Origin of the sequence: Klebsiella sp. OBRC7 (genome assembly GCF_000293135.1) — a bacterium.
GTDB classification, from domain to species: domain Bacteria; phylum Pseudomonadota; class Gammaproteobacteria; order Enterobacterales; family Enterobacteriaceae; genus Klebsiella; species Klebsiella michiganensis.
The window spans coordinates 1-22,390 of the sequence record NZ_ALNJ01000066.1 but is presented as its reverse complement, the minus strand read 5'-3'; the positions used below and the strand labels follow the sequence as shown (position 1 = coordinate 22,390).

The 22,390-nt window shown below is 49.5% G+C and carries 37 protein-coding genes; 4 read left to right on the top strand and 33 right to left on the bottom strand.

Annotated elements, in window-relative coordinates; all coding sequences use genetic code 11:
- Nucleotides 1-477: 477 nt before the first annotated feature.
- The 8 genes from HMPREF1144_RS13785 to HMPREF1144_RS13750 all read right to left on the bottom strand — a co-directional run bounded on the left by HMPREF1144_RS13785 (nucleotide 478) and on the right by HMPREF1144_RS13750 (nucleotide 6,259).
- On the bottom strand, nucleotides 478-747 hold the full coding sequence (locus HMPREF1144_RS13785) for a hypothetical protein (protein ID WP_008786584.1): 270 nt from the start codon (nucleotides 745-747) through the stop codon (nucleotides 478-480).
- A gap of 46 nt (nucleotides 748-793) precedes the next feature.
- Nucleotides 794-1,315 carry a hypothetical protein gene (locus HMPREF1144_RS13780; RefSeq protein ID WP_007372310.1) on the bottom strand — a complete coding sequence of 174 codons (522 nt, stop codon included), beginning with the start codon at nucleotides 1,313-1,315 and terminating at the stop codon, nucleotides 794-796.
- Nucleotides 1,316-2,443: 1,128 nt separating this feature from the next.
- Entirely contained in the window at nucleotides 2,444-3,286 is an 843-nt protein-coding gene (locus HMPREF1144_RS13770; RefSeq protein WP_007372307.1) for an HNH endonuclease signature motif containing protein, read from the bottom strand.
- A gap of 567 nt (nucleotides 3,287-3,853) precedes the next feature.
- A complete protein-coding gene (locus HMPREF1144_RS33320) occupies nucleotides 3,854-4,018 on the bottom strand; it encodes a hypothetical protein (protein ID WP_007372306.1) in 165 nt (54 codons plus the stop codon).
- A 286-nt stretch (nucleotides 4,019-4,304) separates the two neighbouring features.
- Nucleotides 4,305-4,748: a hypothetical protein gene (locus HMPREF1144_RS13765; protein WP_007372305.1), complete on the bottom strand. Its 444-nt coding sequence runs from the start codon at nucleotides 4,746-4,748 to the stop codon at nucleotides 4,305-4,307.
- A gap of 59 nt (nucleotides 4,749-4,807) precedes the next feature.
- Nucleotides 4,808-5,086 (bottom strand): hypothetical protein, encoded by a 279-nt coding sequence (locus tag HMPREF1144_RS13760; RefSeq protein WP_007372304.1) that lies wholly within the window; start codon nucleotides 5,084-5,086, stop codon nucleotides 4,808-4,810.
- Nucleotides 5,058-5,900 (bottom strand): hypothetical protein, encoded by an 843-nt coding sequence (locus HMPREF1144_RS13755; protein WP_007372303.1) that lies wholly within the window; start codon nucleotides 5,898-5,900, stop codon nucleotides 5,058-5,060. Before HMPREF1144_RS13755 ends, HMPREF1144_RS13760 begins: the two co-directional genes overlap by 29 nt.
- Nucleotides 5,901-5,941: 41 nt before the next feature.
- A complete protein-coding gene (locus HMPREF1144_RS13750) occupies nucleotides 5,942-6,259 on the bottom strand; it encodes a hypothetical protein (RefSeq protein ID WP_007372302.1) in 318 nt (105 codons plus the stop codon).
- Nucleotides 6,260-6,413: 154 nt separating this feature from the next.
- Here HMPREF1144_RS13750 and HMPREF1144_RS13745 point away from each other — a divergent pair, with 154 nt between their 5' ends.
- The 3 genes from HMPREF1144_RS13745 to HMPREF1144_RS13735 are packed head-to-tail and all read left to right on the top strand — an operon-like array spanning nucleotide 6,414 to nucleotide 7,583.
- The gene (locus HMPREF1144_RS13745) at nucleotides 6,414-6,854 is read left to right on the top strand and encodes an antitoxin Xre/MbcA/ParS toxin-binding domain-containing protein (RefSeq protein WP_007372301.1); all 441 of its coding nucleotides are present in this window, start codon (nucleotides 6,414-6,416) and stop codon (nucleotides 6,852-6,854) included.
- Nucleotides 6,851-7,309, top strand: a complete 459-nt coding sequence (locus tag HMPREF1144_RS13740) for an RES family NAD+ phosphorylase (protein WP_007372300.1) — start codon at nucleotides 6,851-6,853, stop codon at nucleotides 7,307-7,309. Before HMPREF1144_RS13745 ends, HMPREF1144_RS13740 begins: the two co-directional genes overlap by 4 nt.
- Nucleotides 7,310-7,352: 43 nt before the next feature.
- Nucleotides 7,353-7,583, top strand: a complete 231-nt coding sequence (locus HMPREF1144_RS13735) for a hypothetical protein (protein ID WP_007372299.1) — start codon at nucleotides 7,353-7,355, stop codon at nucleotides 7,581-7,583.
- 67 nt (nucleotides 7,584-7,650) lie between these two features.
- On the opposite strand, the gene HMPREF1144_RS13730 is transcribed toward HMPREF1144_RS13735, so the two are convergent.
- The 3 genes from HMPREF1144_RS13730 to HMPREF1144_RS13715 all read right to left on the bottom strand — a co-directional run bounded on the left by HMPREF1144_RS13730 (nucleotide 7,651) and on the right by HMPREF1144_RS13715 (nucleotide 9,236).
- Nucleotides 7,651-7,917: a hypothetical protein gene (locus tag HMPREF1144_RS13730; RefSeq protein ID WP_007372298.1), complete on the bottom strand. Its 267-nt coding sequence runs from the start codon at nucleotides 7,915-7,917 to the stop codon at nucleotides 7,651-7,653.
- A gap of 49 nt (nucleotides 7,918-7,966) precedes the next feature.
- Nucleotides 7,967-8,674, bottom strand: a complete 708-nt coding sequence (locus HMPREF1144_RS33645) for a hypothetical protein (protein ID WP_009653092.1) — start codon at nucleotides 8,672-8,674, stop codon at nucleotides 7,967-7,969.
- Nucleotides 8,675-8,792: 118 nt separating this feature from the next.
- Nucleotides 8,793-9,236 (bottom strand): hypothetical protein, encoded by a 444-nt coding sequence (locus tag HMPREF1144_RS13715; protein WP_007372295.1) that lies wholly within the window; start codon nucleotides 9,234-9,236, stop codon nucleotides 8,793-8,795.
- A gap of 237 nt (nucleotides 9,237-9,473) precedes the next feature.
- On the opposite strand from HMPREF1144_RS13715, the gene HMPREF1144_RS13710 reads away from it, so the two are divergent.
- A complete protein-coding gene (locus tag HMPREF1144_RS13710) occupies nucleotides 9,474-9,812 on the top strand; it encodes a hypothetical protein (RefSeq protein ID WP_007372294.1) in 339 nt (112 codons plus the stop codon).
- A gap of 362 nt (nucleotides 9,813-10,174) precedes the next feature.
- On the opposite strand, the gene HMPREF1144_RS13705 is transcribed toward HMPREF1144_RS13710, so the two are convergent.
- From HMPREF1144_RS13705 to dinG, 22 genes are all read right to left on the bottom strand, one after another.
- The gene (locus tag HMPREF1144_RS13705) at nucleotides 10,175-10,501 is read right to left on the bottom strand and encodes a hypothetical protein (protein WP_007372293.1); all 327 of its coding nucleotides are present in this window, start codon (nucleotides 10,499-10,501) and stop codon (nucleotides 10,175-10,177) included.
- Between the two features lie 83 nt (nucleotides 10,502-10,584).
- On the bottom strand, nucleotides 10,585-10,983 hold the full coding sequence (locus HMPREF1144_RS13700; protein ID WP_007372292.1) for a hypothetical protein: 399 nt from the start codon (nucleotides 10,981-10,983) through the stop codon (nucleotides 10,585-10,587).
- A 10-nt stretch (nucleotides 10,984-10,993) separates the two neighbouring features.
- Entirely contained in the window at nucleotides 10,994-11,281 is a 288-nt protein-coding gene (locus tag HMPREF1144_RS13695; protein ID WP_016241556.1) for a glutaredoxin family protein, read from the bottom strand.
- A 301-nt stretch (nucleotides 11,282-11,582) separates the two neighbouring features.
- Nucleotides 11,583-12,113, bottom strand: a complete 531-nt coding sequence (locus tag HMPREF1144_RS13690) for an HAD domain-containing protein (RefSeq protein ID WP_016241557.1) — start codon at nucleotides 12,111-12,113, stop codon at nucleotides 11,583-11,585.
- 22 nt (nucleotides 12,114-12,135) lie between these two features.
- Nucleotides 12,136-12,753 carry a hypothetical protein gene (locus tag HMPREF1144_RS31490; protein ID WP_007372289.1) on the bottom strand — a complete coding sequence of 206 codons (618 nt, stop codon included), beginning with the start codon at nucleotides 12,751-12,753 and terminating at the stop codon, nucleotides 12,136-12,138.
- A 69-nt stretch (nucleotides 12,754-12,822) separates the two neighbouring features.
- Complete coding sequence (locus tag HMPREF1144_RS13680) at nucleotides 12,823-13,377, bottom strand: hypothetical protein (protein WP_007372288.1); 555 nt, start codon at nucleotides 13,375-13,377, stop codon at nucleotides 12,823-12,825.
- A gap of 154 nt (nucleotides 13,378-13,531) precedes the next feature.
- Nucleotides 13,532-13,690, bottom strand: a complete 159-nt coding sequence (locus HMPREF1144_RS33305) for a hypothetical protein (RefSeq protein ID WP_016241558.1) — start codon at nucleotides 13,688-13,690, stop codon at nucleotides 13,532-13,534.
- 20 nt (nucleotides 13,691-13,710) lie between these two features.
- Entirely contained in the window at nucleotides 13,711-14,019 is a 309-nt protein-coding gene (locus HMPREF1144_RS13675) for a CcdB family protein (RefSeq protein WP_007372286.1), read from the bottom strand.
- Between the two features lie 2 nt (nucleotides 14,020-14,021).
- The gene (locus tag HMPREF1144_RS13670) at nucleotides 14,022-14,261 is read right to left on the bottom strand and encodes a type II toxin-antitoxin system CcdA family antitoxin (protein WP_007372285.1); all 240 of its coding nucleotides are present in this window, start codon (nucleotides 14,259-14,261) and stop codon (nucleotides 14,022-14,024) included.
- A gap of 138 nt (nucleotides 14,262-14,399) precedes the next feature.
- Nucleotides 14,400-14,864: a hypothetical protein gene (locus HMPREF1144_RS33300; RefSeq protein ID WP_008786596.1), complete on the bottom strand. Its 465-nt coding sequence runs from the start codon at nucleotides 14,862-14,864 to the stop codon at nucleotides 14,400-14,402.
- Nucleotides 14,861-15,535 (bottom strand): hypothetical protein, encoded by a 675-nt coding sequence (locus HMPREF1144_RS13660; RefSeq protein WP_008786597.1) that lies wholly within the window; start codon nucleotides 15,533-15,535, stop codon nucleotides 14,861-14,863. Before HMPREF1144_RS13660 ends, HMPREF1144_RS33300 begins: the two co-directional genes overlap by 4 nt.
- A 457-nt stretch (nucleotides 15,536-15,992) precedes the next feature.
- Nucleotides 15,993-16,625, bottom strand: a complete 633-nt coding sequence (locus tag HMPREF1144_RS13655) for a hypothetical protein (protein WP_007372282.1) — start codon at nucleotides 16,623-16,625, stop codon at nucleotides 15,993-15,995.
- Nucleotides 16,626-16,640: 15 nt separating this feature from the next.
- Entirely contained in the window at nucleotides 16,641-16,874 is a 234-nt protein-coding gene (locus tag HMPREF1144_RS32990; protein ID WP_008786598.1) for a hypothetical protein, read from the bottom strand.
- 54 nt (nucleotides 16,875-16,928) lie between these two features.
- Nucleotides 16,929-17,387 (bottom strand): hypothetical protein, encoded by a 459-nt coding sequence (locus HMPREF1144_RS13650; protein WP_009653093.1) that lies wholly within the window; start codon nucleotides 17,385-17,387, stop codon nucleotides 16,929-16,931.
- A 52-nt stretch (nucleotides 17,388-17,439) separates the two neighbouring features.
- Nucleotides 17,440-17,637, bottom strand: coding sequence for a Lar family restriction alleviation protein (locus tag HMPREF1144_RS31485; RefSeq protein WP_032155220.1), 198 nt, complete (start codon nucleotides 17,635-17,637; stop codon nucleotides 17,440-17,442).
- A gap of 22 nt (nucleotides 17,638-17,659) precedes the next feature.
- Entirely contained in the window at nucleotides 17,660-18,355 is a 696-nt protein-coding gene (locus HMPREF1144_RS13645) for a hypothetical protein (protein ID WP_007372278.1), read from the bottom strand.
- 130 nt (nucleotides 18,356-18,485) lie between these two features.
- A complete protein-coding gene (locus HMPREF1144_RS13640) occupies nucleotides 18,486-18,677 on the bottom strand; it encodes a hypothetical protein (protein ID WP_016241560.1) in 192 nt (63 codons plus the stop codon).
- Nucleotides 18,678-18,858: 181 nt separating this feature from the next.
- Nucleotides 18,859-19,254, bottom strand: coding sequence for a hypothetical protein (locus HMPREF1144_RS13635; protein ID WP_024196081.1), 396 nt, complete (start codon nucleotides 19,252-19,254; stop codon nucleotides 18,859-18,861).
- 26 nt (nucleotides 19,255-19,280) lie between these two features.
- Nucleotides 19,281-19,445, bottom strand: coding sequence for a hypothetical protein (locus tag HMPREF1144_RS33295; protein WP_007372277.1), 165 nt, complete (start codon nucleotides 19,443-19,445; stop codon nucleotides 19,281-19,283).
- A gap of 81 nt (nucleotides 19,446-19,526) precedes the next feature.
- Entirely contained in the window at nucleotides 19,527-19,949 is a 423-nt protein-coding gene (locus HMPREF1144_RS13630) for a hypothetical protein (protein ID WP_024196082.1), read from the bottom strand.
- Between the two features lie 87 nt (nucleotides 19,950-20,036).
- Entirely contained in the window at nucleotides 20,037-20,357 is a 321-nt protein-coding gene (locus HMPREF1144_RS13625) for a hypothetical protein (RefSeq protein ID WP_016241561.1), read from the bottom strand.
- A 20-nt stretch (nucleotides 20,358-20,377) separates the two neighbouring features.
- Nucleotides 20,378-22,390, bottom strand: a 2,013-nt coding sequence (gene dinG, locus HMPREF1144_RS13620; RefSeq protein ID WP_227500442.1) for an ATP-dependent DNA helicase DinG, incomplete at its 5' end; no start/stop codon positions are given.

Sequence of the window (22,390 nt, the reverse complement as noted above, 5' to 3'; positions counted from 1 at the left end):
CCTGAATTATGAATTTAAACGCATATGCGTATACTTTACGTATAATGCGTAAAATGACGCTCTATGCGTATAATTGTAACGGCAATCAGATTGAGACGCTAACATTCTATTTTGTTTTTTCTTCATTTTGCGATCTCGAAATGCAGTTCAATGACACATCATCTTTCTCTTCTGGCGATTAAGGGGGTTAAGTAATCCACGGGGCGGGCAGAACCCGGAGAGACTGACTGGCGATTAAGGGGGTTAAGTAACCCACGGGTCGGGCAGAACCCGGAGATGCTGGCTGGCGATTAAGGGGGTTAAGTGACCCACTGTACGGGCAGAAACCGGAGATGCTGGCTGGCGATTAAGGGGGTTAAGTGACTTAGCGCTGGAGGATACGCCCTGCAACTATTGGTAAATGAATGACAAGGTTTCCCGTAAGACCCATCAAATAAAAAAGCCTCTGAAGTAGAGGCTCTTGGGTATTCGATATAGTTAGGCTAATTCGTCCGGGTCGTTGATGGCACTAACGAAGAACTCCGTGCGGTAATCATTCCCCCATCCCAACCAGACAGAAGGTGAACCCTCCTTTGCCAACGAACGGTCACCCGTCATGCTGTCCGCTTGGACAGGAACTGTCACGCATTCTTTAATAGTATCGGCCTCGGCAACCAGTCCAGTACTCTGGGTTTCAAATCCGGCAATTACGACAACAGCATCAGGGTCGTGTAGCTGAAGCTGGGCGATAAGCTCTTTAACTTTCATAGTGATCCTCTGCGCTAGAATTATCCAATTCTACCACGCTTGATGGTCAGGCGTATAAGTGCTTACTGTACAGCTCGAAAGCTTCATCATGTTCCAAATCGTCCAGGATAACGATATCAGGGCCATGTTCTTTTTTGATTTGTGCGATGTATGAAGCGTATTGAGCCTGGCTTTTGTAGCCCACTGTCCAAAGTCTACCTTCGCGTAAGACGCAGATTTTCTTGCGGTAAACCTTCTTGAAACTTGATTTAGTTTTCCGGTTACGCTCCTCGTCACTGACAAGCTGGTCGATTACTTCAATCAGGTTTGAGTCTATGAGAAATGGCTTGCCATTGTGTTCGCCAAGGCAGATTGGCAGAAGACCCTTCGCATATGATTCGGCCTGGCGGAACAGCTCTTTTTTTCCTGGTTCGAACAGTACGCGAGTTTCGCCACCATGCCCATCATTATCAGCTGTACCTATGCTCAGCCCGTCGAAGAGGACAGTAGCGTTAAAGCAGACTGTTTCCTGGCTCATGCCAGTATAGATTTTGAGGCCTTTCAATTTGATTCTTGTCTGAGTGTTCATTGTGTGTTCCCCGCTTTCTAATTGTGATTCTATTTTCAATCACCTTGAGCAGGTGACGAAGTGATACGGAGAAATAATTGTTGGGTCGCCTGATAGCCGGGCTGGTGGCAGCCGCAACCCTTAGTCAGTACTTCGGGATCGTAGTTCCGAAAAGCCACAACAGTCTCCACAGCGTTTTGGGGGTGTTAACCCCCATACGCTTTGAGACTTTGCCCTAGCGGGCCGCGAATTCGCCTAATCGCCCCGTGAGGGCTCTATTCGAATTTACATGTCGTGCCTGCTTCGCTTGAGAGCGAAGCTTTTGGACGGCGATTGCCCGCGTGGCGGGCAGACATTTTTACGTGCGCATTGCGCACGATTTTCTTCGGTTACATTACAGGGCTGGCTGGGGATTGGCTTATTGCAATATTCTACAACGAAGCTGGGAACGGCTGGCTGGAACGCGAAGATTTAAATCATACTCTATATCGACTGATATCAACGACGGTATCAGCGGGGTCTGTTGCCAGCTTACAGGTCACTTGACCTTCCTGATCCAGCATCAGTGTCGCGGTTAACGGTTCATTTTGAGCATCGATTACAGTGACATTCACGCGTAACCGTGTTGGAAGCATCATCAGAATTCGCGTAGGGCTCTCTGATAATGACACGTTTCTGGCTTGCAGAACCGCTAAAACACTCTTCATTAACTCTGCTTGGTCGATCATATAGTCACATGCCACTGGATGTATTGGGATGAAATCGTGCCTACCGCAGGGCTACACGAAAGATATAAATCAGTATGACATGCGGGCCGGACTCAAACCATCAATTACTGGAACCAGTCCGAAGATAGCGCTCTGGTTTTTATGCTGTTGAATTTACATAGTTGTTATTTAGTGAATTATTCGTACCTTATCATTCACTGATATCACTTAAATTCAAAGTGAACAGGAGAGGATTGGATTAAAAGTCCATAAAATGTGAATTAAAAGTGCGCTAGGAAATGCGATAAACTGATTGATTTGTTTTGATATGGTTTTTATGTGAATTATCGGTGAGTTACTTGTGTGCTACTTATCTCCATGCTGCTATGCCTTTCCAATAAATAGATTGGATAGGGCAGGGAGATGGAAGAGGGGAGAGGGCTTACTCCGCAGGTGATTTCACTTTAAATTCAAGCCATCTTGCCCCGAGCCTGTTTTTATCCAGATTGTAGAACAACGGTTTTATACAGACCCCTTCATACTCAGGGAACTCTATACCGCTGGCGAAGTGAATCTGTAGTGTATCAGGATCAATACCCATCATGTTTGTGTCAAACAGCCTGTGGAATGTTGGTGATAGCAAAATGCCGTTACTGGCGTTATAGCAGCCTGCTACGGATGTTGGTTCAATATGTGCTGCCTCCAGCACACCGTTGAGGTGTTTGCCCGATACCGCGCACAGGCTTCCGAAATTCTTATCCACCAACTCACGGAACTGAGACTGGACATGCACATCGCGAACGCTAACCTCTCGGCGGAAGCTCGGGGAGCGCATACGGATATCTGCATGGGGGAGGTGACCGCGTGGTAATGGCAATACAGCCGGTTGCTCATCCATTACTGGATTCTGCTCCTCGCAGTAGGTGTCCACGGACTCAATCAAACGGGATGTGTCATTACCAAATCGGCGAGTGAACCAGAGCCTGAAGTGAGCCAACCGTGATGCCGGAATTTTGTTACGTGCGTACTCCTGAGCATTCTCCTTTTCGATTTCAGTATTTAGTAAAGCCAGACGGGCCTGAGAAGCACGAATTTCTTCCTGGACTCTGAGATATCCTGCCAGTAGACAAACTTTGGATTCCTGATGTTCAGGCCGTCGCGGATAACCAGATCCTGTTTCAACCACGCCAAAGGCTTTGTACCGGAACATTCGGGGAAAAAGCGTTAATGCCACCCGGTTGTTACGACGAACGAGGGAACGAATCAGATTGGTTATCTTCCTCATGTTCTGAATAGTGCGGGGAGAAAAGAACGCGGCGTATTACCTCTGCTCTATCTATTCCCGACATTATCCCTCTGCGAATGACACCACGGAGGTGAGCATTATGTCTTGCCCCGCTTACTAGGCCGAACTCACGGGACAAACTGACATACTCTTTCAGGAGGTGATGCTTAGGGTCGGTAAACGCCTCTGGAGGAATCACCTGATATGCAACTGACGAAAGTATACGGAAAGTCAGTTCAGATGCTGTCCAGCCCTCACGCCGAAGCCGAATAATTGTTATAACGAGATCATCGATACCAGGCATATCCGGTTCGATATATAGGGACATCAGAGTGTCGTTCATTCCGGGAGGAAGGCTAGCAGAGTGTGACGGGTTGCTCATAGGGTAAGGTACTGATCGGACGTAGAAGAAGCGCTTATGTTACGGAATTCGCTCTGGTGGGTTTTAGCTCCAGTGGCGAACGCTGGAACTACGGGTAAAAAAATCCCCGGTTTACCGGGGAAGTTAACAACTACCTCCAGAAGGGTTGGAGGCAAAGCCGATTGGGCGACCGGCCACAGGGAATGCTACGGCTTAATGCCGAGTACTACACCGCCATAGACCAGGTACATCACGATGGCGAACAGCATGAAGAAATGGGTTACCGGGTGCGCCAGCGCGGCTGCTGCCGCATTGCTTGCGCTGAGCTTCAGTGAGCCAAAAGAGTGATTACGAACAGCTTGTGCTTTCATGGGTCGCTCCTGATAACGGGTTACATGTTGTGGCTTCTGTATCCAGTATCTGGTGAGTGACTCAGGTGACGAAGAAAACCAGGGCATAAAAAGCCCTGTATTTTCAGAAAGATAATATCGGTTTCGTTTTGTGTTGTGCTTGCTATTCCGGGCATAAAAAAACCGCCTGGTGAACCAGACGGCTTTGGGATAAACAGGCTTTACACAGACAGGTCAGTGGATCATTTAAGTCACTTAACCCCCTTAATCGCCAGTGTATTGCCACCAGCAGTACGTGGTCTAACGCTTAAATATCGTAGCGACCTTCTTTGATTTGCTGGAGCTGTTCAGCCAGCACCTTCGCCAGTGGTTCGGCTTCTTCTTCATCATCAAGATTGTCGATGAGCGTCAGATTCGACTCACCCGCACGGCGGGCATAAACCCCATACGCTCGCTGGCCGGAGATATCGGTGACCGAAGTCTGAGAGTGATCGCAGATGATATTGCCGTGACGGTCTACCGGCCCGAAGCTGATGGCTTCATAATCCGCATCGTGGCCCAATGGTAAATCGCGCAAAACAAACAGGCGTAATGGGAGAACGTCGTACTCAGCACCACATTTTGCTGCCACATCCAGATCGTTAATTTCACGGAGAAAATCTTTCGCTACCACCGAGTCAGAATGCATCCGGTAAATGGTCGATGCGGCCCAGATTGCACCAGCATAAAATTGTGATTCTTCTTTTGTCATTTAGCACCTGCTCTTATTGTCATGGGTATGCCGGTCGAACGGTATCCCCGTGCAGACCGTCAGTAAACGGTTATTTCCTTTGCGCAGCAGTCGCATTGGTATTCGTTGATACCACCAGTTGCGACCCAGTTTATTGCGCCGCAGCGGCAACTCAACAGCTGGCGCATACCAGGAGCAAGTGCCCGCTCTGAAAACGACTCAACCGGGACTTCGCCCGGGTAGTAGTAACCTTTTATCAGCTTGCTGCGTGAATGCCCGTCAGTGTCGGTGTAATGCAGATACACCTTCCGGGTATAAATCATACCCGAGTCAGTGCCGAACTGCGTTTTCAGAAGCATACATATCCTCCAGACGCTGAATACATTGTTGTGCGGCCTTATCAAGTAGTTCAGCCGTGGGTTCATCATAGATGCCACGTACCAGCAGACCAAATATTTCCGGGTCTACAGACAAATCGTACATGCATACGCGAACGCCAAGCGCTGTACGTAGCGCATAGACATGGCGGTTAGGCTTTCCGCCGATACCGGTGACTGACGCGACATTTTCAAAATTACCAGGGTTAACCAGGTTAATCACGGGGCACGATATACACTCAGGGATCCGCTTCAGAGCCACAGCATCCAGATACAGGCTGTGGCCCACTTTCAGGTTTTTTGGCAACGCTTGCAACGGCATGGCTTCGAGGGCCAGATTTTCTTCAAGATGCAGGTTATCCGGCAAAGTGGTAATACGGGTGTTTGACAGCATCATACTGCCAGCTACTTTCAGCGTATCCGGCAGATAGGCGATATCAGTACACATGATGTCCAGAACGCGGCCCACCGTCAGATTTTCCGGCAGATACTTAAGACGTGAAGAATTCGCCATGAGCGTACCGGTAATGGTCAGGTTGTCAGGGAGAGATTCCAGCTCAGAGTAGCTGATAAACAGATTGCGGGCCACCAGCCCGGCAGGGATGCTATGAATGCCCGACAGAATGGTCAGGGTGTTCGTCACGGTCAGATTCGCGGGAATATAGTCGCAGGGAATTGCCGGATCTTCTGGCTCAAGCGTAAACCCGACACGAAGATCGCCTTCAACGATGATTCGTCCGTCCTGAAGGGTAAAGGCCACACCATTCGCTGCCAGTTTATCAATGAAGTCTGTCATATCGGTTTCCTTTTAATGGCCCGACGAGCCGGGCCGGAGGTTCAGAGTTTGCTGACAAAGTTCTGCTGCGTGAACAGGTACATATCGCCCTGCTCATTGAACATGCACAGATTTTCGAGGATGCGCTTTTCAATCCAGACGACCGGCTTTTCACGCATATCCTTCGCGAGCGAAAAGGTGTTTCGCAGCCGGGTAATGCGGTGCTGATCATTGATTGCCTGGTGAATTGCGGCCTTTGACGCTGCCGCCTGCTTTTTTACGTTGTTGCGGGCACACCATAATTCGCCACTAGCGGCTGATGCCCGCGCTGCTGGCTGACGTGAGGAGTCCAGTTGGTCATAACGTAAGAGATTCGGCATGATGCCCCCTGTCATAGTTTTGTCGTTATTGACCTATTATCTGGCAGGTGGGGCTGGTGACGAAGGGCGCTGAGGTTGTCTGATGGTTAAAAGATTGCCGTTAGTGTTCCATATGGTATAATTGAATTACCAAATGGGAGGGCTAGTTATGACGATGAAAGTTTTTTCTCCAGACGTTACCAAAACGAATCAGCACTGCTTATGGCAGGTTGCTGGGCTGGATAATGACGGTATCGCGCTGATGGATAAAATCAATCACGGTCTCGATGGCACAGTAGCTAAGCACATTTCTGAATGGGCTAACATCACGCCGTCTGAGCTGCGCAAAATGTCGGGTATACCTAATACGACGTTTAATCGTAGCATCAAAGACCGTTTCACTGCCGATCAGAGCGAACGTCTGGTGCGCATTATCCGCGTAATTGAACGCGCTGTAGAGCTGTTTGAAGGTGACAAAGAAGCGGCGCACAAATGGCTGAACGAAGCGAACCGTGGTCTGAGCTGGAAATCACCGGCAGAGCTTGTTTCTTCTGAGACAGGTGCGCTTGAAGTGATGCGCCTGATTACGCGTATTGAGCACGGGGTATACTCGTGATCCTTTACCGACTGACCAAGACCCGTTATCTGATGACTGCGTGGTCTGGTCTGGGTGCGAAAGAAGCGGGGGGCCGCTGGAACAGCGTAGGCACTGCAATGGTCTACCTGTCTGAAACGGCCAGCCTTACCATGCTTGAAACGCTGGTACACATTCACGCGCCGCAGTTACTGGACGACTTTACACTGCTGAGTCTTGATGTACCGGATGATCAGATCCAGACCTTCGACATGAGCCGTCTCCCTGATAACTGGGCGAGTGAGGATGCTCCTGCTGAGCTGGCGCTCTACGGTGATAACTGGGCTGAAAGCGGTTCTTCTATCGCGCTGCGTATTCCAAGTGCGTTGTCTCCGGTTGAATTTAACTACTTGCTGAATCCGGCACACCCTGAACTCTTTGACCTGATGGCTACGGTTAAGAAAATTCCGTTCCGGTTTGATTCCCGCCTGAAATAACACACAGGCAACTCCCCGGCATTGACGAACTGAGGTGTCTCTGATGATTCAGAAAGCGAAAGTCGCTAAAGCGTTTATCTCTGTAATTGCCTTGTTCGCCTTTGTCTACTGGGGACTTGATCCCGATTCAATTTGTCAGGCAGTTGGTGACGCATCTCAAACCTGCGGTTACTCCGGCAAGAATGGCGATGCGAGTCTGGTTGGTTCCGTGTTTGCTCTGATGCTGACGGTGTTGGCGGGTGCGATGCTTTGGGCGTGGGTCAGGAAAGGCTAATCAGAACTCTTGCAACTCCCTCCGTGATGCCGGGTGACGCTCCTCACTGAGCGCCACCAGTCAGTCATTACAAACGGGTTGATGATTCAATCGCGGGCGGAAGGCTACTATTCAGCGCGTCGAACCCGCCAAATGCCCGGCCCTCTTTTGTCAGCACCAGATGCATCGGCGTTTCGTTGATATTACGGGCGATGTAATCGTTGATGAATGCCCGCGCCTGATCGGCATTTTTAACCTCTGCTGTTTCCGGCATGGAGTTATGGGAACGATTAAAGACGACAGAGACATAATTCCCTTCAATTCTTACCGGGCGAGTCGATACGGTGAGTTTCATGGTCATTTTCCTGTAGTGAGTGTTGTGTGTATTGGTGTTCTGCCACTATCTACTGCAACGTTGCGGCCACAGGGCGAAGAATTGCTATCGCCTTTGATAACGCCTGCCGCTCACCACCATCAAGGATTCTGACTGCTTCTACGCAAGCCGCTTCTGCTGTATCAGCACGTTCTACCAACGTCCTGACGGTATTTTCATATGATCCGCAATCAGGCTCCTGATTGCTGTCTTCGCTCAGCGTGTTCCATGACTCAGTGAGGTTAACTGCAACAGCGACCAATTGGTCAGTGCTGATATCACCTTTTACGCAACGGCAGGCCACTTCAGCGCCCAGACGTTCAGCAATGTCGTAGTACCAGACTCCCGGTTCTTCAGATGCCTGATACGCAGGTTCGCAGGCTTTACAGATCTGCTCTGCGGCATCCAACATCCAGTGAGCACATTCAATTTCGCCACCAGCAAGCGGAGTGCCAACCTGCTCAAGAACATACTCCGCGACATGCGGGGTGAGAATGAAGTCGATAAACTCCGGCAAGGACATGCTGTTCAGGCTCGGTAGCTGTCTGGACAGTGCATTCTGGTAATTTTCCACTTCACCCAGTTTGCGCTCGGGCCAGCCCACCAGCTCAGGGTGCTTTTCCTTAAGTGCGAGGCCGCGCTCCGGGAAACTGTTACTGATGGGGTGTCTGGCGAGGGTGGGGATCAGGAGATTCGCCAGAAAATCCACTTTCTCGTAATCAAGACAGACAGAATTCATATAGGTTTACCTCTTGCCACTGGCTATGATGTTCGCTTGCTATCTGGAAAACTCTACCAAAGCGGCTGGCGATATCTCATTGAAAACGCCAGCAGAATGCGGTCATTTCCAGCAGGAGTTACCCCATCTGATAACTGTCATAAGATGCCCCGCAGGCTTCCACCAGCGCATCCAGATCACCGGTAAACTCTCTGGCCCGCTTCATCAATGCACGGTGTAATTCCGCTGGTGGAATGTCATCGCTACTCTTCGCCGGGTATTCAACACTGAACGCGATGGTAAACGCATGGCTATACCACGGCCCGGCATTCTGGTTTTCAAAGCGGGCCATCAGCTGGCTTTCGGTTGTATCGGTAGCAAATGTATCGAGGTGGACGACATCGACCGGCACGTTGAGTGCCCCGGCAGTGGTTGATGCCAGCTGCCGGGCTTCGTCTCCTCGCTCTGGTGGTGCGCAGTAGAGACATTTCCCGTTCAGTACCACCAGCGTCTGACCGTAGGTCGTACTGACGATACTCACGGTGTTAGCCGGTTGCGGGTGTGTGGTTGCAGTGTGCTGCATGGTGTTCTCCATTAGGTCACTCACATGGCAACCAGCTTACCCGGCACAATTCAGCTGACGAAATCAGGACGGACTGGTGTATATCGTTCGCAAAATAAAGATATTTTTTATCATCAGCACCGGTAGTTACGGGGCAAATTGCAGGTATCCGGTACAATGGTGATATGAAGGGCATTACATGCAGAATCGTGTGGCCCGGCAGACGGATACCGAATATCAGCAGAAGGAACCAGGACAATGCAGGAACTCGACTTTGACCATATCCAGATAAACCTGAACCCGCGAGCGTGTGCTGTCACACCTATCCCGGAAGACCTGAAAAGGGAGCTGGCTTATCTGGGCGCTATCGCAGAGAGAAAGAAATTCGCGGCAAGCCTGATTGTTAATCTCTACAACCCGGACGTTTGCGGGGCGAATATGTACAAACTCACGGCCTATTGCCGTAACGAGTCATGCGATACCCTTCGCGATGGCATGATGACCCTGATACAGCTTTGTGCATACATGGAGTCACATGAGATCTATGGCGAGACGTTTGTCAAAAAGCTGATTAAACAATGGGAGTTTCGTAAGTAGTCTGCTGCTTCAAAATACCTTTCTGACAGGGCGCTATGTGCGCCCTTTTATTTTAAAAAAACGGGAAGGTCTTGCCCGGGTATTACCTGCTATTTTCAACTACCAAACCACAACGGCAGAAGAAAATTGACCAGTCGAAGCAATTCGACCAGGAGTTCGACATACAGGAAATGGAAGTCTTTCATAACAGTCTCTTCATATAATTGGCTCGACAAAATCGTTGCATCACGACGATCGCAGGTGTGAGGTTTGTTTTCTTCGTGGGGGTTGTCAGCTATCACGACATTGAGGCAGGCAAGCGCAGGTGTCACAGTTTCGGGTATATTTTATGCTGGTGGGGTGACCACCAGCTGCGGGTATAGTTACTTAATGGTTTTCAGGAGGGTGAACTTGGTTTTGCACCGGGTGCATTGCGCTTTCAGAGACCCGGAGCGCACCTGTTTCAGTTTCCCGGCGCACTGGGTACAGGCTACGTCCTTCACACGTTGTGCCATTCGCTCATCCACAGCGAGTGTTTTGGTCGGGTTATGCTTACGCTTGGGAGCCTTCAAAAGCCCCAGCGCCCGCAACGTGGCTTTGTACTCCCGGGTGATCCATTGACCGTCGCGCTCATAGTGCAGGCCATCCCCCATCATATCGCCAAGCTGTATCAGCCGCTGATGCAGCACTTTTTCTTCTTCAGGACTCATATACCGTGCTCTCTTTAAATTATTGAGACGGAACCGAGCCGATTGATACCTCATATGAGGCCACCAGCGTCTTTACTGGCGTTTCAACGAAGCTGACGCTCTGCTGAGTAGAGTCGAATGAGAATCGCGTCCAGCGCCCCACAGAGCGCGATCCTGAAGCTTTCGCTATGACCGTCCCGTTCGCGCATCTCCAGAAGGGCATCCAGCTCGTTATCGTCAATCGGCAGTGGCCCGGAACAGAAGGTTTTCACCATGTCAGAGGTGTCAGGGTTTATACCTGCAATGCGCAGGATATCGGGAACCTCAGACCGGTAGATCACCGGTCGGCCTGATGGCGGTGTCCACGTTATCGGCTCTATCTTCAGTTGCGGTAAGCCAGCACCGGCGAGGGCGTTATTCAGATCGTCTATAAGCACGACATCCGCTCCTGAAGGAGGATGTACGCCGAGGGCCGCAGGGATTTCGACAGAGATATTGTGCATGGCGTTTACCTCAGTGAAGGACGTGATTAACCAGCGACGGGGGGATATCGAGTGACCCGACACTCCAGCCATTGGCAGTTGTCGCAATAAGATCTGGCCGGAACCCACCCCAACCCGTCACACGGCCCGAATCGTTGACCACCACCACCAGCGGCGCACCGGTATTTTGTGTCAGGCGAACGAGATCTGCGTTGTCCACCAGCGGGATCTCATTCACGTCCACCCCAGCCAGAGAAAAGCGGGTAAGCGTCATGCGACATTTCGGACAATCAGGGGCAGTAAACACAGTAATTTTCATTGGGATAGCCTGGTGTATACGGGATATATTCATTATCCCAGCTTTCCGCTTCTGACGAAGCGTTGCGCGGGTAATCAGAGCGTAAGCAGGTAAGATATTGTTGGGGCCATCCTGCAACATCAGTTGCGCCAGTTGCCTGGCTATTCGTCGCTCTCTCCATTAGAGAAAATAAACCAAATAAGCAGAACGCCTCCGACCCACATTCCAACAAAGAGGCAAATACCGATCAGGTCATAGACGTATTGTGGGATTTCATTCATAACGCATCCTCATTAATAATTTGTATTCAGCCTTAAACCGGTCATTTCATTAACCGAATCCGGTCTATCAAAGCGCTACCCTGCGTTGCATTCAGCCCCTCGTGCCGGTGAGTCAGGAACAGGGCAGGGCAGTCAGTTGGAAAGAGTCGAGCGGTATCGTCCACGAAGGTGTAATGCTGTAGGCCGAACCGTTTAACGACCGCCATGCATTCGTGATAACGCACGTGGTTATTCACCAGCCCATCCAGATCGGGATTGAGTCCAGCAATCCGATCGCGTATACCCGCAGGGAAATGACTCAGCACCATCTCCCGGGGTACGCCGGTACGCCAGTTTGTGGAAAGGATAATTCCCGTCTGCGGGCATTGCGTCAGCACGTGATCCAGCACAGGCATAAACTCCAGTGACCCGTTTTCCGCCCGGTGGAGTACACCGTCGATGTCCAGGAAAATCCAGTGACGACGGGCATCTATTTCCAGCCAGAACTCGCCCGCAGAGCGCCGGGTCGACATACAATCTATATCGTCCTGACAGGTAAACCTGACTAACCACTTCTGTAATAATCGGAACATAGAGGCCTCTCGCGGTAGTTGACTATATGCAGAACCGGCAACCATCAAAATCATACGGATTCTGTTGCCATGAAATACGGCCACACCCGGGGCAATTCCAGCGAGTCAGCCCCTTTGACTGTCGGCGATTTTGGCGTTTCAGCCAGGCAGGCATCAGCAGACCGGCCCCCTGCGTCATTTTACGGCGGTCTATCCGCTCAACACTGAAGGTAGGGCGCTTTGCAGCGTCAGGGATGTGATGGGGTAACCAGACGACATCAGGTCTATCTGCCTGTGGTGAGTCAAAAACTCTGGCAAGGGAAAAATCCGTGGTAGTACCCGCATCAGCCAGCCAGAACAGATCGTTTCCGTCCCATTGGCCATTAACGAAGCCGACATATTTGGTGGCGCTTTCGGAGAGAATGGTTTTTCCCGGTACAAACTGATGATCAACATGAAACACGAGATGGCGGTCGACTGCATCGGCATCAACCGGCAGGTCAAACTCCCGTCCCGTATTCCATGCGCGTTGTGCTTCCTCGCGGGTGTAAACCCGGGCATTACGCTGATCGGTGCTGTAACCTCTGCCGTGATGGCTATGAAAAGCGGTATTGCTACCAACGGTGTCACGCAAGCTGACCAGATAAAAACGGTCTTTCATGAAACACTCCAGAGGATGATGGCAGGAAAATAGCCCGGCGCGGCGGATACCGACACCGGGGAGGAGGGGTTAGCTTTCGATTTTGCTGACGTTTACGGTGTCATCGTCGTTACGCTTTACACCCAGCATGGTATCGCCATCGACTTCGATAATGCCGTCAAAGTAGTCGGTCATTTCGTCATAGCTGACTTCATCAAGGTCATCCAGCCGGTAGGAAGAGCCATCCGGCAGAACAAACTGACCATCCAGCGTGGCAAGGTCATACGCCAGCGGGGTAACCGTGAAGTAATACTCATCGGTGAACCAGACCGCGCCAACCACCAGTGGGTGAGAAATGTGGAATTCGACGGTGTTATAGCCCTGCGCTGCGATTGCATCCAGCAAATCAATGAAGCCGGGCATCGTATCGCCATCCCAGCCATCAGCCGATAAGGAAGGCTTGAGGTTATCCCAGTCGCTCAGACTGAAAAACACTGTGCCCTCACCGTCATCGCTGATATGGGATGAAATGTACGTCGCGCTTGCTTTTGAAGCCATTGCAAACAGGAAGTCCTCATCGAGCACGTGTTTGAGGGAGGTTTTAAAAACCTTGTCAGTGCCTGCTGCCGGGATAATCGCTAACATGAAACACCTCAGTGGTTGTGTTGGTCTGTTTTTATTATCGAACGACTGAGTCTGCTGACGAAGGAAAAAAGGGGACAAAAAGAGGCTGTTTTCTCAATAAAATCAGAAAGATTGTGACGGCCCGAATTCAGATGAAACGGGCGCAGACGGGGGGTTATTTGCTGGCGGATTCGGCTTCGTAAATGACTTCGTCGGCCCAGTCTCGATCAAATCCCGGCATCACCGGTAATGCTGCAACGACATCGGTAGGGAGGGCATCAATATAATCGCGCATGGCTTTTGCCACTTCCAGCAGTTCATTTTGCTTCATCATTTTCTCGCTCATTATCTCTGTCAGAAACCATCCAGCAGGAAGTCCACCGCACTTTTGATAGTGTGCCGGAACGGAGATGCGTCCATGACCGCCTGACCGAGCTGCTTCACGCGGACTGAAGCCATTTCATGCGTCATCAGGATAACGTCATTCCCTTCCACCTGTATGACCGGAGTTAATCGCGCAACCGGGGCCGAGGCTCCTTTTTTAAGCCGATGAAGGGGGATCACCAGGCGGGTATTTAACTCGCCAATGATGTCGCTCTGTATATCCAGCAGGTAAGGGTATGCCTGGCTGTTGCCGGGATTGCGGTAAACGGTATATTGCATTATCAGAACGTCCTGTATTCGTCAGACAGTAACCCATGCTCTTCAGTGATGCGGTTCAACTCCTGAATACCAGCACGATTCTGTCGTTTCCATTCTTCCGCTGCACTGGCCTTCAGTTTGCTCTGAAGCGCTTCTGCCAGCGTGGCGGACAAGTTAATCCCAGCGTCTTTTGCCTGCTGTACGAGCATTGGCTCAAGGGTGACACTGACGGTTTTTTTCTGGCGAGCAGCTGTAGCCTGCATGTGTCCTCCAATAAAAAAGCACGTGTCGATTACACGTGCTTTAAGTATGCGCCCATTTTATCCCACCAGCAAATTTGTTTGCCTCCGAGAGAGTCTACTGCGTCAGTTCAGCAGGTCAGATGGCCTAGACCGCAGAGGCTACGTTTTTCCAATCATGATAAGCAACACACGCCTGTTTGGCAGGTTGGCTGCAACTTTAGCTGCTTTATCAATGCTTTGTGCTGTATACACTACCCCTCTTTCTTTCAGGTTCTCCGCGTTCTGACGCAGCGTTTCCTCTGAAAAGCTGGACGACTCATCAATGCCAACTGGGCCGGGCTTTGCACCGCGCAAACTGAATGGCACAGGGCCATGCCAATCATTCTTTACCAGTAACAGTCGGGCATCAATGATCCGTCCTGGTAGCGTTCTTTCGATGAGGTAACTTTTTCCGGTTCCAGTGCTGCCAATCAGGCAAACGGTGTAACCGAAACGCAATGCCCATCGAATGATTAGAGCCCAATACCGCGCCCGGAACGCGGAAATGACAGGCATTTCACCTGGTCTAAATACCGCTGCGAAAAGACATGAATAGCTATATTTCTCAGCGTTACAATCTTTCATAAAACTTTATCCAGTGATGTGTTTTTGGGGAATTTTCTGCCCGCCCAGCAGGTAGCTGGTGTATCTGAAGTACATAACATCTTGTAGTTGCCTCTGACTATCTCTCTGGATATAGACTTATCAAATTCATTTCTATCCATATCAAATAGCCAGTAGAACCCATCAGCATAGATAATTGTGGTTCGATTGGGATCCGAAGCTACGACGCGAGCATCCGTAATCAAATTCTCCTCATAGCGCAAAGGCGAAGCGGAGAAAAAGAATATTATTAATACGAACCAACTCCCTATGAAACACGGTAAAACATGTTTTTTGCAATCCTTTAAACCATCTTTGTTGCCTTTCATTTTGTAGTCATAAAGACCAAGCAAAAAAAGTAAGAAAGAAAAAGCAAACCCCAGAAAAACGTGAGTATAAAACTGATGGATGCCGTCACTCCATGTAATACTGATACTTCCAGCATTTGTTCTTTTTGTTGTTATTTCTAATACGGAAATGAAAATGGCTGTTAACTGACTAAAACAAAATATTTTTATGCTTAATTCAGACTTAAACGCTTTGTTATATACTAATACAATCACAAAAAGTATTACGATTACAAAAGCTGTAATCATAAACTCACTCATCATCATGAGCACACTGTTATTAATACTGTAATTTATGTTCATCATCACTCCTTAATTTCACAACTTTTCATCATTTTATTTGAGAATTGACAGGCTTATCGAGTAGGGGGTTTAGCGTCCTTGAATATGTTCGCTCGTGTGGCGCTCACTAGACACCAGATAACAGAAGAAAGCAGAGCAAGCATTGCGTAAACCATTCGGAAGTTTGAATCCCACTTCGCGGTTACTATTGATTCATCGACCGCCTCGCGAACGCAGGGAGATTCGATAAGTGTCGGGGGAGTCGTGGATTGTGGCTCTTCGGTACATACCATTAGTTTGCCGACCGGAGCACCATCAATGACAGCCCTGGCTGCACTAACCAGATGCGCTGAAGGTGAACCTGAATAGTTCATGCAGATGAACGTGATAAATAAAGCAATCGCCGGGCCGGAGACCAGAGTGAAGAATGCGAAGCTGCGGCAGGCCGTAGTATGGCGATGCAAATTAGCGAGAAATGTCATCATGATTTGTCACTCTGGGTTTTAGTCGTATCCGACTCGGTGTCACATCGCTGGAAAGCTACTTGAGGAGGAATTTGATCAACCCCGGTAAAGCAATATTTCAGGGATAGTTGCTTTTTTCCCTCATCCAGTCCAACAAAAAAGATATCGACCGGATCTTCATGAAGTAGCTCTTTTGAGAGCCGGTTGTAGGCCATCCAGCTCCCAACCATATCGACCATTGGCTTAAATTTATCAGTTGCGTTATCTGTAGGTTTAAATGGAATTACACGGAAAACATTCCATCGTGAGCAACGAACCAGCAATTGAGCATCACTCTGAAAGACGTCCAGATCAGTGTTATTTGTCAGGACTTTACACAGCGACTTGAGATCGTTACCCCTGACCTCCAGTTGGCTGAAGCTTCTATAATACTTTTCACATCCAGTTAAGTGCTGAGCGTAGCACTGCTTCAACAGTGTTGTGTCGTTACTGGCCTGCAATTGAGTATCTTTCGCCACATAGGCATCACTGATAAGAAAATCGGGATAGAGGTGTCCCTCCCATAGCAGTTTCTCGGCGATAGCGCCCCCCAGCACCACCACCAATAAGATAAAAAAAATTGGGAACGTCTTACCCAGAGGTATTTTCATAAATCTCACCAGTCGTTAATTTGAGGTAAATTTGCTTTCCAGATTCAGAATGCATTTTTCATGTGCATACATGACGGCGGAATCATGGCCGTAATAGAGTTCGCCATTTTCACGCTGCCACTCACGCGCTTTTCGGGTACGGAATGCTTCTGACATATGTTTTCCACACAACTCACATGGCCCGAAAAAGTCGCTGCTGCGGCCTGTTGATTTTGTGAGTCTGACGATATTGCCTGTAGGTCTACCCATACTGCCCCCTGTGCTGCTGGCATTGACCGGCTGTCTGCCGTGCTAAATGAGTGGTTATTTATCCGCGTCATCATCGGATTCTTTCGGCACGAGTTTTGTATAGCTAAATGTCATATCAGAGGGACGGATCCCATAGCGCCACGGCTTTCTGCGGTAGTTAACTGCCTCGCTTACCATCCAGCAGATAAGAGCGATACCCGCCACTATCAGGTAGCCTTTGAGCAACAGCGAGTCCCATTGTTTAATGGCATCATCGGCATTCACCACGTGTCGCTGGCATTCTGAGGAGCGGAACGCGGCAAACACTGCTTTCTCTTTAGGGCAAACCATGACCGAGGTGCTGGTGGCATTTCCAACCAGACTACGGGCCTGATCGAGGAAGACCTTGGATGGTGAACTGGTAAGAACTGTGCAGAACAGAATGAGCAGTAACGCAACTGCCGGAGCAGTGACAAACGAGAAAATGAATGCCTGCCCGGATTTCCATAAAACGTCGCTGATGTAAAATTTCATGTCGGTGTTTCCTCTTATCGGTATTCAGGCCCAGAGCAGCCCGGGGCTTAATTTATGCTGACTGGAGTCCGCCAGATTGTTTCTCTTCAGCGCGGGTATTCCAGCGCGTCACAGCGGCTTGTTCGGAGTCCTGAAACGCCACCGTGGCCTCACAGGAATTGCAGCAGGCGCGAAAATTATTCGAAATCTCCCGAACCCGGATAGATGAACAACCGCAGAAAGGGCAGGGCTTGACGTTATCGTGTCTCATCGTATTTCCTCGCTGGTGGGCTTTATCCACCGAAGCTATTGAGCCGAATTTCAGGTTCATCACCGAGCTCGTACATGTGTCCCATTTCGTTCATGATGGTGCTACTGCCATTGAACCAGGTAACCATGCATCGCCAGTGCTGACTGCCGTTTTCACCCCAGCGGCTCACGCCCGCAGCATCCATTTCGTCTTCAGTGATAAAGAAATCCGCGCCCGGCAGTTTCTCGGCATCAAGGCAGATCTCAGGCTCAACGACGAAGCAGATACCGTTGCTGTTCATGACGTACATACGCCGCTCAAGGGTTTCAGTACTGACAATGACCTGCTTATCAGAAGTAAGGTGTGATTTAGTGACTTCCATGCGAATCAGGTTCTTTGCATTAGCCTGTCCACTCGCAAAAACCATTGACGCATTGCGAACCATTAACTCAGCAGCTTCTTCACCGAAGCTACGAAGGCCCATCAGTGCAAGCAACTCACTACATTCGGCTTTACCGAGGTTGCCAGTAGTCAGATTAACCACGCCTTGTAGAGTGCTCAGTTCAACCGGTTGTGACCGGAGGATGTCGCGAAGCAGTGTATTACCCGCCGTGCCCGGGTCGCTCCAACTGGAGGATTCGGGACGCTGATTTTCAAGAAATAGGGCGCTTTGCAGTAAAGCCGCTGGTGGCTTTCCGGCAAAACTCAGTTTTACTCTGACCGAATCGAATGGGTGCATGACGGCGGTTTCTCCATAATATCGTGAAGCTAAAAACTGTTTTAATCCTATTATCCCACCGGTCGACAATTGACGAAGTAATCGGGTATGAAATGGACACCCCTTCGATAATTCACATATAGCGAAGCCTTTACGCCTTTGTCTTATCCGCAGGCTGGGGAATGCAATAACTTAAGATGGTGATAGTTTCCCCACGCTTTGCTTTAGGCGCGGCACTCTGGCATTCATCATAGGTTTTGTAGTCAGGTATTTTCTGAGAGGTGACACCACTTGGATTAAGACCACTTGAATAAAGCCCAATCACGAGAACTAAAGTAAACATGTTATTACTCCAGAATGTATTGATGGAAAGTAAGTGAGAATGCCATTATCCATTTCTCCTAAAATCCCGAAAAAACTTTTCAAGAAAGGTACTTTTCGGTTACTTCAGCGTAAGCATACTTAGATCGCAAAATGAGTGAATAAATAACTTTGCTCTGCAATTGTTTTTGCTGAACTTCAAATTAATCAGTCATCGATTTCATCAGGCAAGTGAAAAGCTGAGACGTAAAGCTTGCCATCATGAAAATCCAAACCATCTTGGCAGTGATAATCGGAAATTCGAGAGTGCCAATATAATAAATAATAATTATCAATCCCCCCAAGGCCAGACATCCAAGGAGACCTGCTGCTGCCTTTAGGAAATCACTGCCTTCAGGATTCTGGAATGTGAATCCAGTTATAATCAGCGAGGAAAAACAAGCGAACAAACAAGTTCTATACAAAGGCCAGTCCCCGGATATAACATTTTCTCGAATAAGCACTGCCCATATCAAAAATTCAATGCTGAAAATAATCAGCGGAACTGCGAGCACACGAAATGAAAGTTTTTCATATAAAGTGGTAATAATTGATGTCATAGCAAACCCCGCTTGCAATATTCAAATTAATTTTCGTGGTTTTTACCTGCTTTTAACAAACGCGTTATTTCATCAGTAAGGCAGAAACTTTTCCCAGATGATGGTTTCCCGATAACCACAACGTGACCAGTACTTGGAGTTCCCTCTACTTTAAAAAATGCAAGTTTTGCATCGATAATTTTATTTTTCATTGCATCGGTAACCTTGTATGACGTGGGGGTAAATTTTGTGCGTTAATGTTCAATGATAATATTAATCGCGAAATACTGTATCTATAGGGTCTGTTGATTAAGACTATCCCTCTTGAAGTAAAATACAATCATCATTCCTATCTGTATGGAATAGGAAGCCAATTCAGCATATGTTACATAATTGCTTGTGATGAAGGAAAAACCTCGCGCGATTACAAGTAGGAGTATTGATGCAATAAACACTAAAACCCAAACGGTAAGCATTCCCAGCACTGAAAGAAAGTACTCATATTCATTTGGGTCGTAAAATACAAATGCTGTTGAGAATATTGCAATAATACATAACGGAAGTGATGTAGCGAGTTCCGACCATTGAAGGTCAATTTTTCCAACCACCAGCAATGTAGAAATGACAGCGTACTGTATAGCCGATAGAACTGTTACCGGAATCGCAGCTCGAATGAACTTAAAAACAGAATGTTGTGTTTTAGCCTGGTTTTTCATGTGTTACCACCTGTCATTTGTTTCGAAACCAATCATAACCAGAGTGATAGATTTCAGAGTGAATAAACCACTACAAAACGCCCCCATTTATTGCTGGACATCATCCGCAGGAGTGGCATAAAACTCACGACCTGACGCGCCGAGTTTTTTCTGAAGCTTCTTTGTTGCTTCAGCCTGACTTCGGGCCTTGAAATAGAACGTCCTGATAAAATCCCCATTGTTGTAGTTAACGTCCTCTGGATTTGCCCATTTCTGCATAGCAACAAACCGGATAGAAGGCTTCGGGATGGTTTTCACCTCGACATACCCCCGGCCCTTGCAGCGAAAACACACACCGCCTTGAACGTGCCGGAACGCTCGGATCTCACCCTTACCACCCAGACAGCGTGGGCATTCAATTTTATGCATAGCAACCTCTCGACTGTTGATTAACGAATTTCGCGCCTGAAAGGGGGCAGGGATGCGAGGATGTCTTTCCCGTAGGCTTTTGTCTTCAGGCGTTTATCCAGGATAGTCACCGCGCCGGTATCGCTCTCTGTGCGGATAAGCCGACCAACGGACTGGGTCAGTTTGAGGCAGGCCTCCGGTATCGAGATTTCCCGGAAAGCATCACGCCCGTTTTTCTCCAGCCACTCCGTCAGGGTCTGGCCCACCGGGTCGGTCGGAACGCTAAAAGGCAGCTTGGCAATGATGACGTTGTTGCAGTACACGCCAGGCAGATCCACCCCTTCACTGAAAGAAGCCATACCAAAGATAATGCTCGGCTCACCACGGTCGATTCTGAGCTTATGGCGCAGCAGTATTTCCCGTTTTGGAAGTGCCCCCTGTATCAGCAGAAGCGGTGAAATGTGTTGAGGCATCGCCTTGCTGACTTCTTCCATCTGCCTGCGGGAGGCGAACAGCACGAGGCAACCCTGAAGCCGAAGCACCAGTTTGGGAAGGAGTTCGATGATCTCCGCCGTATGTTCTTCATGATTGGTCGGAACCGAGCGCATACGGGGGATGAACAACACGCCGTTGTTCTGGTAATCAAACGGGCTGCGGGCCAGCAGGGTAGGTGTATCGACTGGAAGACCGGCCTGCTCCAGGAATGCGTCAAACTTGCTAAGGGAGCGGATTGTTGCCGAGGTCACAATGGTGGCATAAGCCTTCGACCAGAGCTCGGATTTCAGGTGTTCGCCCGCATAGACCGGACTGCAATTAATCACCACTTCGGTGCTGCGTTTAGTACGACGGACGTTAATCCACCGGGCCATAGGCATACCAGAGACGGTTTTATTCCCGCAGTATGAGGCCAGAGCCTGATGCATACCCGCCAGGCGATTTGCCAGCTCGCCGACAGCCATCTTTTGAAGGGCCAGTTCTTCCTCGCTGATATCCCGCCCGGCCTCATCTACAATCGCCGTCATTTTCACAACGATATTCTGCATCTCGTTTACTGTCTTTAACCCAGGCTTAAACAGGGCCGCAATATCTTCAGGAACGAAACCTTCCGGGAAGCGATAGATGTCCGATTCCGTGCCATTTGGCATTTCGTGATCGTTTCGCCAGTTCAGGGAGCGTAAAAGTGTCCCCCGCAGCTCACCGAGCTCATCACCGGCATGGCCCGCAAGCTCCACCAGCTGCTGCACGTGCTTTTCCATAGTCCCGCCGTAGGACTCTGGCATGGTCATTACCATGTCGAAGATTTCGCTCATGAAATGCCTGCTGGCATCGAGAGAGGCGGAGGTCGCAAAGTGGTTAATTGCTTTCTGCGGAACGTGGTGACCTTCGTCGAACACATAAATGGACTCTTCCTGCGGGGGAAGGATAATACCGCCTCCCAGTGACAGGTCAGACAATACGATGTCATGGTTGGCGATAACCACATCCACCGACTCCAGCAGGGCGCGGGCGAGGAAGAACGGACAACGGTGATAATGTGGGCAACGCTTTTTAGGGCACTGACTGCCAATAGCATTGACCCGACCCCATACCGCCTCATTGATCTCATCAGGATAGGAATCACGCTCTCCTGTCCAGTGACCACCAGCAAAGGCCTTGCTGATATCCTCCACATCATCGCGGATGTAGCCATAGGCATTCATCTCGCTTTCCATATGAACGTCACAGCGCATCTGGCAGAAGTAACGGCTACGGCCCTTCGCCATCGCATAGGAGAAGCTCAGGCCCGCTCTCGCCTGTATTTCTGGCAGATCCTTGGAGATGATTTGTTCCTGAAGCGCAACGGTTGCCGTGGAGATGATCAGCGTCTTATGCTTTTCCATCGCCAGGGGGATCAGCGGCAGACAATACCCGAGTGTTTTCCCTGTCCCCGTACCGGCCTCAATAACCCCGACGCGATACTGCTCCTCAGCGGGGGTAGCGTTAACGACTGCGCTGCAAAACGCCATCATGTCTACCTGCCCGGCACGAGGGGACAGACCCTTTGCGTCCAGGAA

What these genes read in the sequence shown, in the direction of transcription:
- HMPREF1144_RS13785 (WP_008786584.1), bottom strand. Translation starts at nt 747, where the DNA reads ATGAAAGTTAAAGAGCTTATCGCCCAGCTTCAGCTACACGACCCTGAT.
- HMPREF1144_RS13780 (WP_007372310.1), bottom strand. Translation starts at nt 1,315, where the DNA reads ATGAACACTCAGACAAGAATCAAATTGAAAGGCCTCAAAATCTATACT.
- HMPREF1144_RS13770 (WP_007372307.1), bottom strand. Translation starts at nt 3,286, where the DNA reads ATGAGGAAGATAACCAATCTGATTCGTTCCCTCGTTCGTCGTAACAAC.
- HMPREF1144_RS33320 (WP_007372306.1), bottom strand. Translation starts at nt 4,018, where the DNA reads ATGAAAGCACAAGCTGTTCGTAATCACTCTTTTGGCTCACTGAAGCTC.
- HMPREF1144_RS13765 (WP_007372305.1), bottom strand. Translation starts at nt 4,748, where the DNA reads ATGACAAAAGAAGAATCACAATTTTATGCTGGTGCAATCTGGGCCGCA.
- HMPREF1144_RS13760 (WP_007372304.1), bottom strand. Translation starts at nt 5,086, where the DNA reads ATGCTTCTGAAAACGCAGTTCGGCACTGACTCGGGTATGATTTATACC.
- HMPREF1144_RS13755 (WP_007372303.1), bottom strand. Translation starts at nt 5,900, where the DNA reads ATGACAGACTTCATTGATAAACTGGCAGCGAATGGTGTGGCCTTTACC.
- HMPREF1144_RS13750 (WP_007372302.1), bottom strand. Translation starts at nt 6,259, where the DNA reads ATGCCGAATCTCTTACGTTATGACCAACTGGACTCCTCACGTCAGCCA.
- HMPREF1144_RS13745 (WP_007372301.1), top strand. Translation starts at nt 6,414, where the DNA reads ATGAAAGTTTTTTCTCCAGACGTTACCAAAACGAATCAGCACTGCTTA.
- HMPREF1144_RS13735 (WP_007372299.1), top strand. Translation starts at nt 7,353, where the DNA reads ATGATTCAGAAAGCGAAAGTCGCTAAAGCGTTTATCTCTGTAATTGCC.
- HMPREF1144_RS13730 (WP_007372298.1), bottom strand. Translation starts at nt 7,917, where the DNA reads ATGAAACTCACCGTATCGACTCGCCCGGTAAGAATTGAAGGGAATTAT.
- HMPREF1144_RS33645 (WP_009653092.1), bottom strand. Translation starts at nt 8,674, where the DNA reads ATGAATTCTGTCTGTCTTGATTACGAGAAAGTGGATTTTCTGGCGAAT.
- HMPREF1144_RS13715 (WP_007372295.1), bottom strand. Translation starts at nt 9,236, where the DNA reads ATGCAGCACACTGCAACCACACACCCGCAACCGGCTAACACCGTGAGT.
- HMPREF1144_RS13710 (WP_007372294.1), top strand. Translation starts at nt 9,474, where the DNA reads ATGCAGGAACTCGACTTTGACCATATCCAGATAAACCTGAACCCGCGA.
- HMPREF1144_RS13705 (WP_007372293.1), bottom strand. Translation starts at nt 10,501, where the DNA reads ATGAGTCCTGAAGAAGAAAAAGTGCTGCATCAGCGGCTGATACAGCTT.
- HMPREF1144_RS13700 (WP_007372292.1), bottom strand. Translation starts at nt 10,983, where the DNA reads ATGCACAATATCTCTGTCGAAATCCCTGCGGCCCTCGGCGTACATCCT.
- HMPREF1144_RS13695 (WP_016241556.1), bottom strand. Translation starts at nt 11,281, where the DNA reads ATGAAAATTACTGTGTTTACTGCCCCTGATTGTCCGAAATGTCGCATG.
- HMPREF1144_RS13690 (WP_016241557.1), bottom strand. Translation starts at nt 12,113, where the DNA reads ATGTTCCGATTATTACAGAAGTGGTTAGTCAGGTTTACCTGTCAGGAC.
- HMPREF1144_RS31490 (WP_007372289.1), bottom strand. Translation starts at nt 12,753, where the DNA reads ATGAAAGACCGTTTTTATCTGGTCAGCTTGCGTGACACCGTTGGTAGC.
- HMPREF1144_RS13680 (WP_007372288.1), bottom strand. Translation starts at nt 13,377, where the DNA reads ATGTTAGCGATTATCCCGGCAGCAGGCACTGACAAGGTTTTTAAAACC.
- HMPREF1144_RS33305 (WP_016241558.1), bottom strand. Translation starts at nt 13,690, where the DNA reads ATGATGAAGCAAAATGAACTGCTGGAAGTGGCAAAAGCCATGCGCGAT.
- HMPREF1144_RS13675 (WP_007372286.1), bottom strand. Translation starts at nt 14,019, where the DNA reads ATGCAATATACCGTTTACCGCAATCCCGGCAACAGCCAGGCATACCCT.
- HMPREF1144_RS13670 (WP_007372285.1), bottom strand. Translation starts at nt 14,261, where the DNA reads ATGCAGGCTACAGCTGCTCGCCAGAAAAAAACCGTCAGTGTCACCCTT.
- HMPREF1144_RS33300 (WP_008786596.1), bottom strand. Translation starts at nt 14,864, where the DNA reads ATGAAAGATTGTAACGCTGAGAAATATAGCTATTCATGTCTTTTCGCA.
- HMPREF1144_RS13660 (WP_008786597.1), bottom strand. Translation starts at nt 15,535, where the DNA reads ATGATGAACATAAATTACAGTATTAATAACAGTGTGCTCATGATGATG.
- HMPREF1144_RS13655 (WP_007372282.1), bottom strand. Translation starts at nt 16,625, where the DNA reads ATGAAAATACCTCTGGGTAAGACGTTCCCAATTTTTTTTATCTTATTG.
- HMPREF1144_RS32990 (WP_008786598.1), bottom strand. Translation starts at nt 16,874, where the DNA reads ATGGGTAGACCTACAGGCAATATCGTCAGACTCACAAAATCAACAGGC.
- HMPREF1144_RS13650 (WP_009653093.1), bottom strand. Translation starts at nt 17,387, where the DNA reads ATGAAATTTTACATCAGCGACGTTTTATGGAAATCCGGGCAGGCATTC.
- HMPREF1144_RS31485 (WP_032155220.1), bottom strand. Translation starts at nt 17,637, where the DNA reads ATGAGACACGATAACGTCAAGCCCTGCCCTTTCTGCGGTTGTTCATCT.
- HMPREF1144_RS13645 (WP_007372278.1), bottom strand. Translation starts at nt 18,355, where the DNA reads ATGCACCCATTCGATTCGGTCAGAGTAAAACTGAGTTTTGCCGGAAAG.
- HMPREF1144_RS13640 (WP_016241560.1), bottom strand. Translation starts at nt 18,677, where the DNA reads ATGTTTACTTTAGTTCTCGTGATTGGGCTTTATTCAAGTGGTCTTAAT.
- HMPREF1144_RS13635 (WP_024196081.1), bottom strand. Translation starts at nt 19,254, where the DNA reads ATGACATCAATTATTACCACTTTATATGAAAAACTTTCATTTCGTGTG.
- HMPREF1144_RS33295 (WP_007372277.1), bottom strand. Translation starts at nt 19,445, where the DNA reads ATGAAAAATAAAATTATCGATGCAAAACTTGCATTTTTTAAAGTAGAG.
- HMPREF1144_RS13630 (WP_024196082.1), bottom strand. Translation starts at nt 19,949, where the DNA reads ATGAAAAACCAGGCTAAAACACAACATTCTGTTTTTAAGTTCATTCGA.
- HMPREF1144_RS13625 (WP_016241561.1), bottom strand. Translation starts at nt 20,357, where the DNA reads ATGCATAAAATTGAATGCCCACGCTGTCTGGGTGGTAAGGGTGAGATC.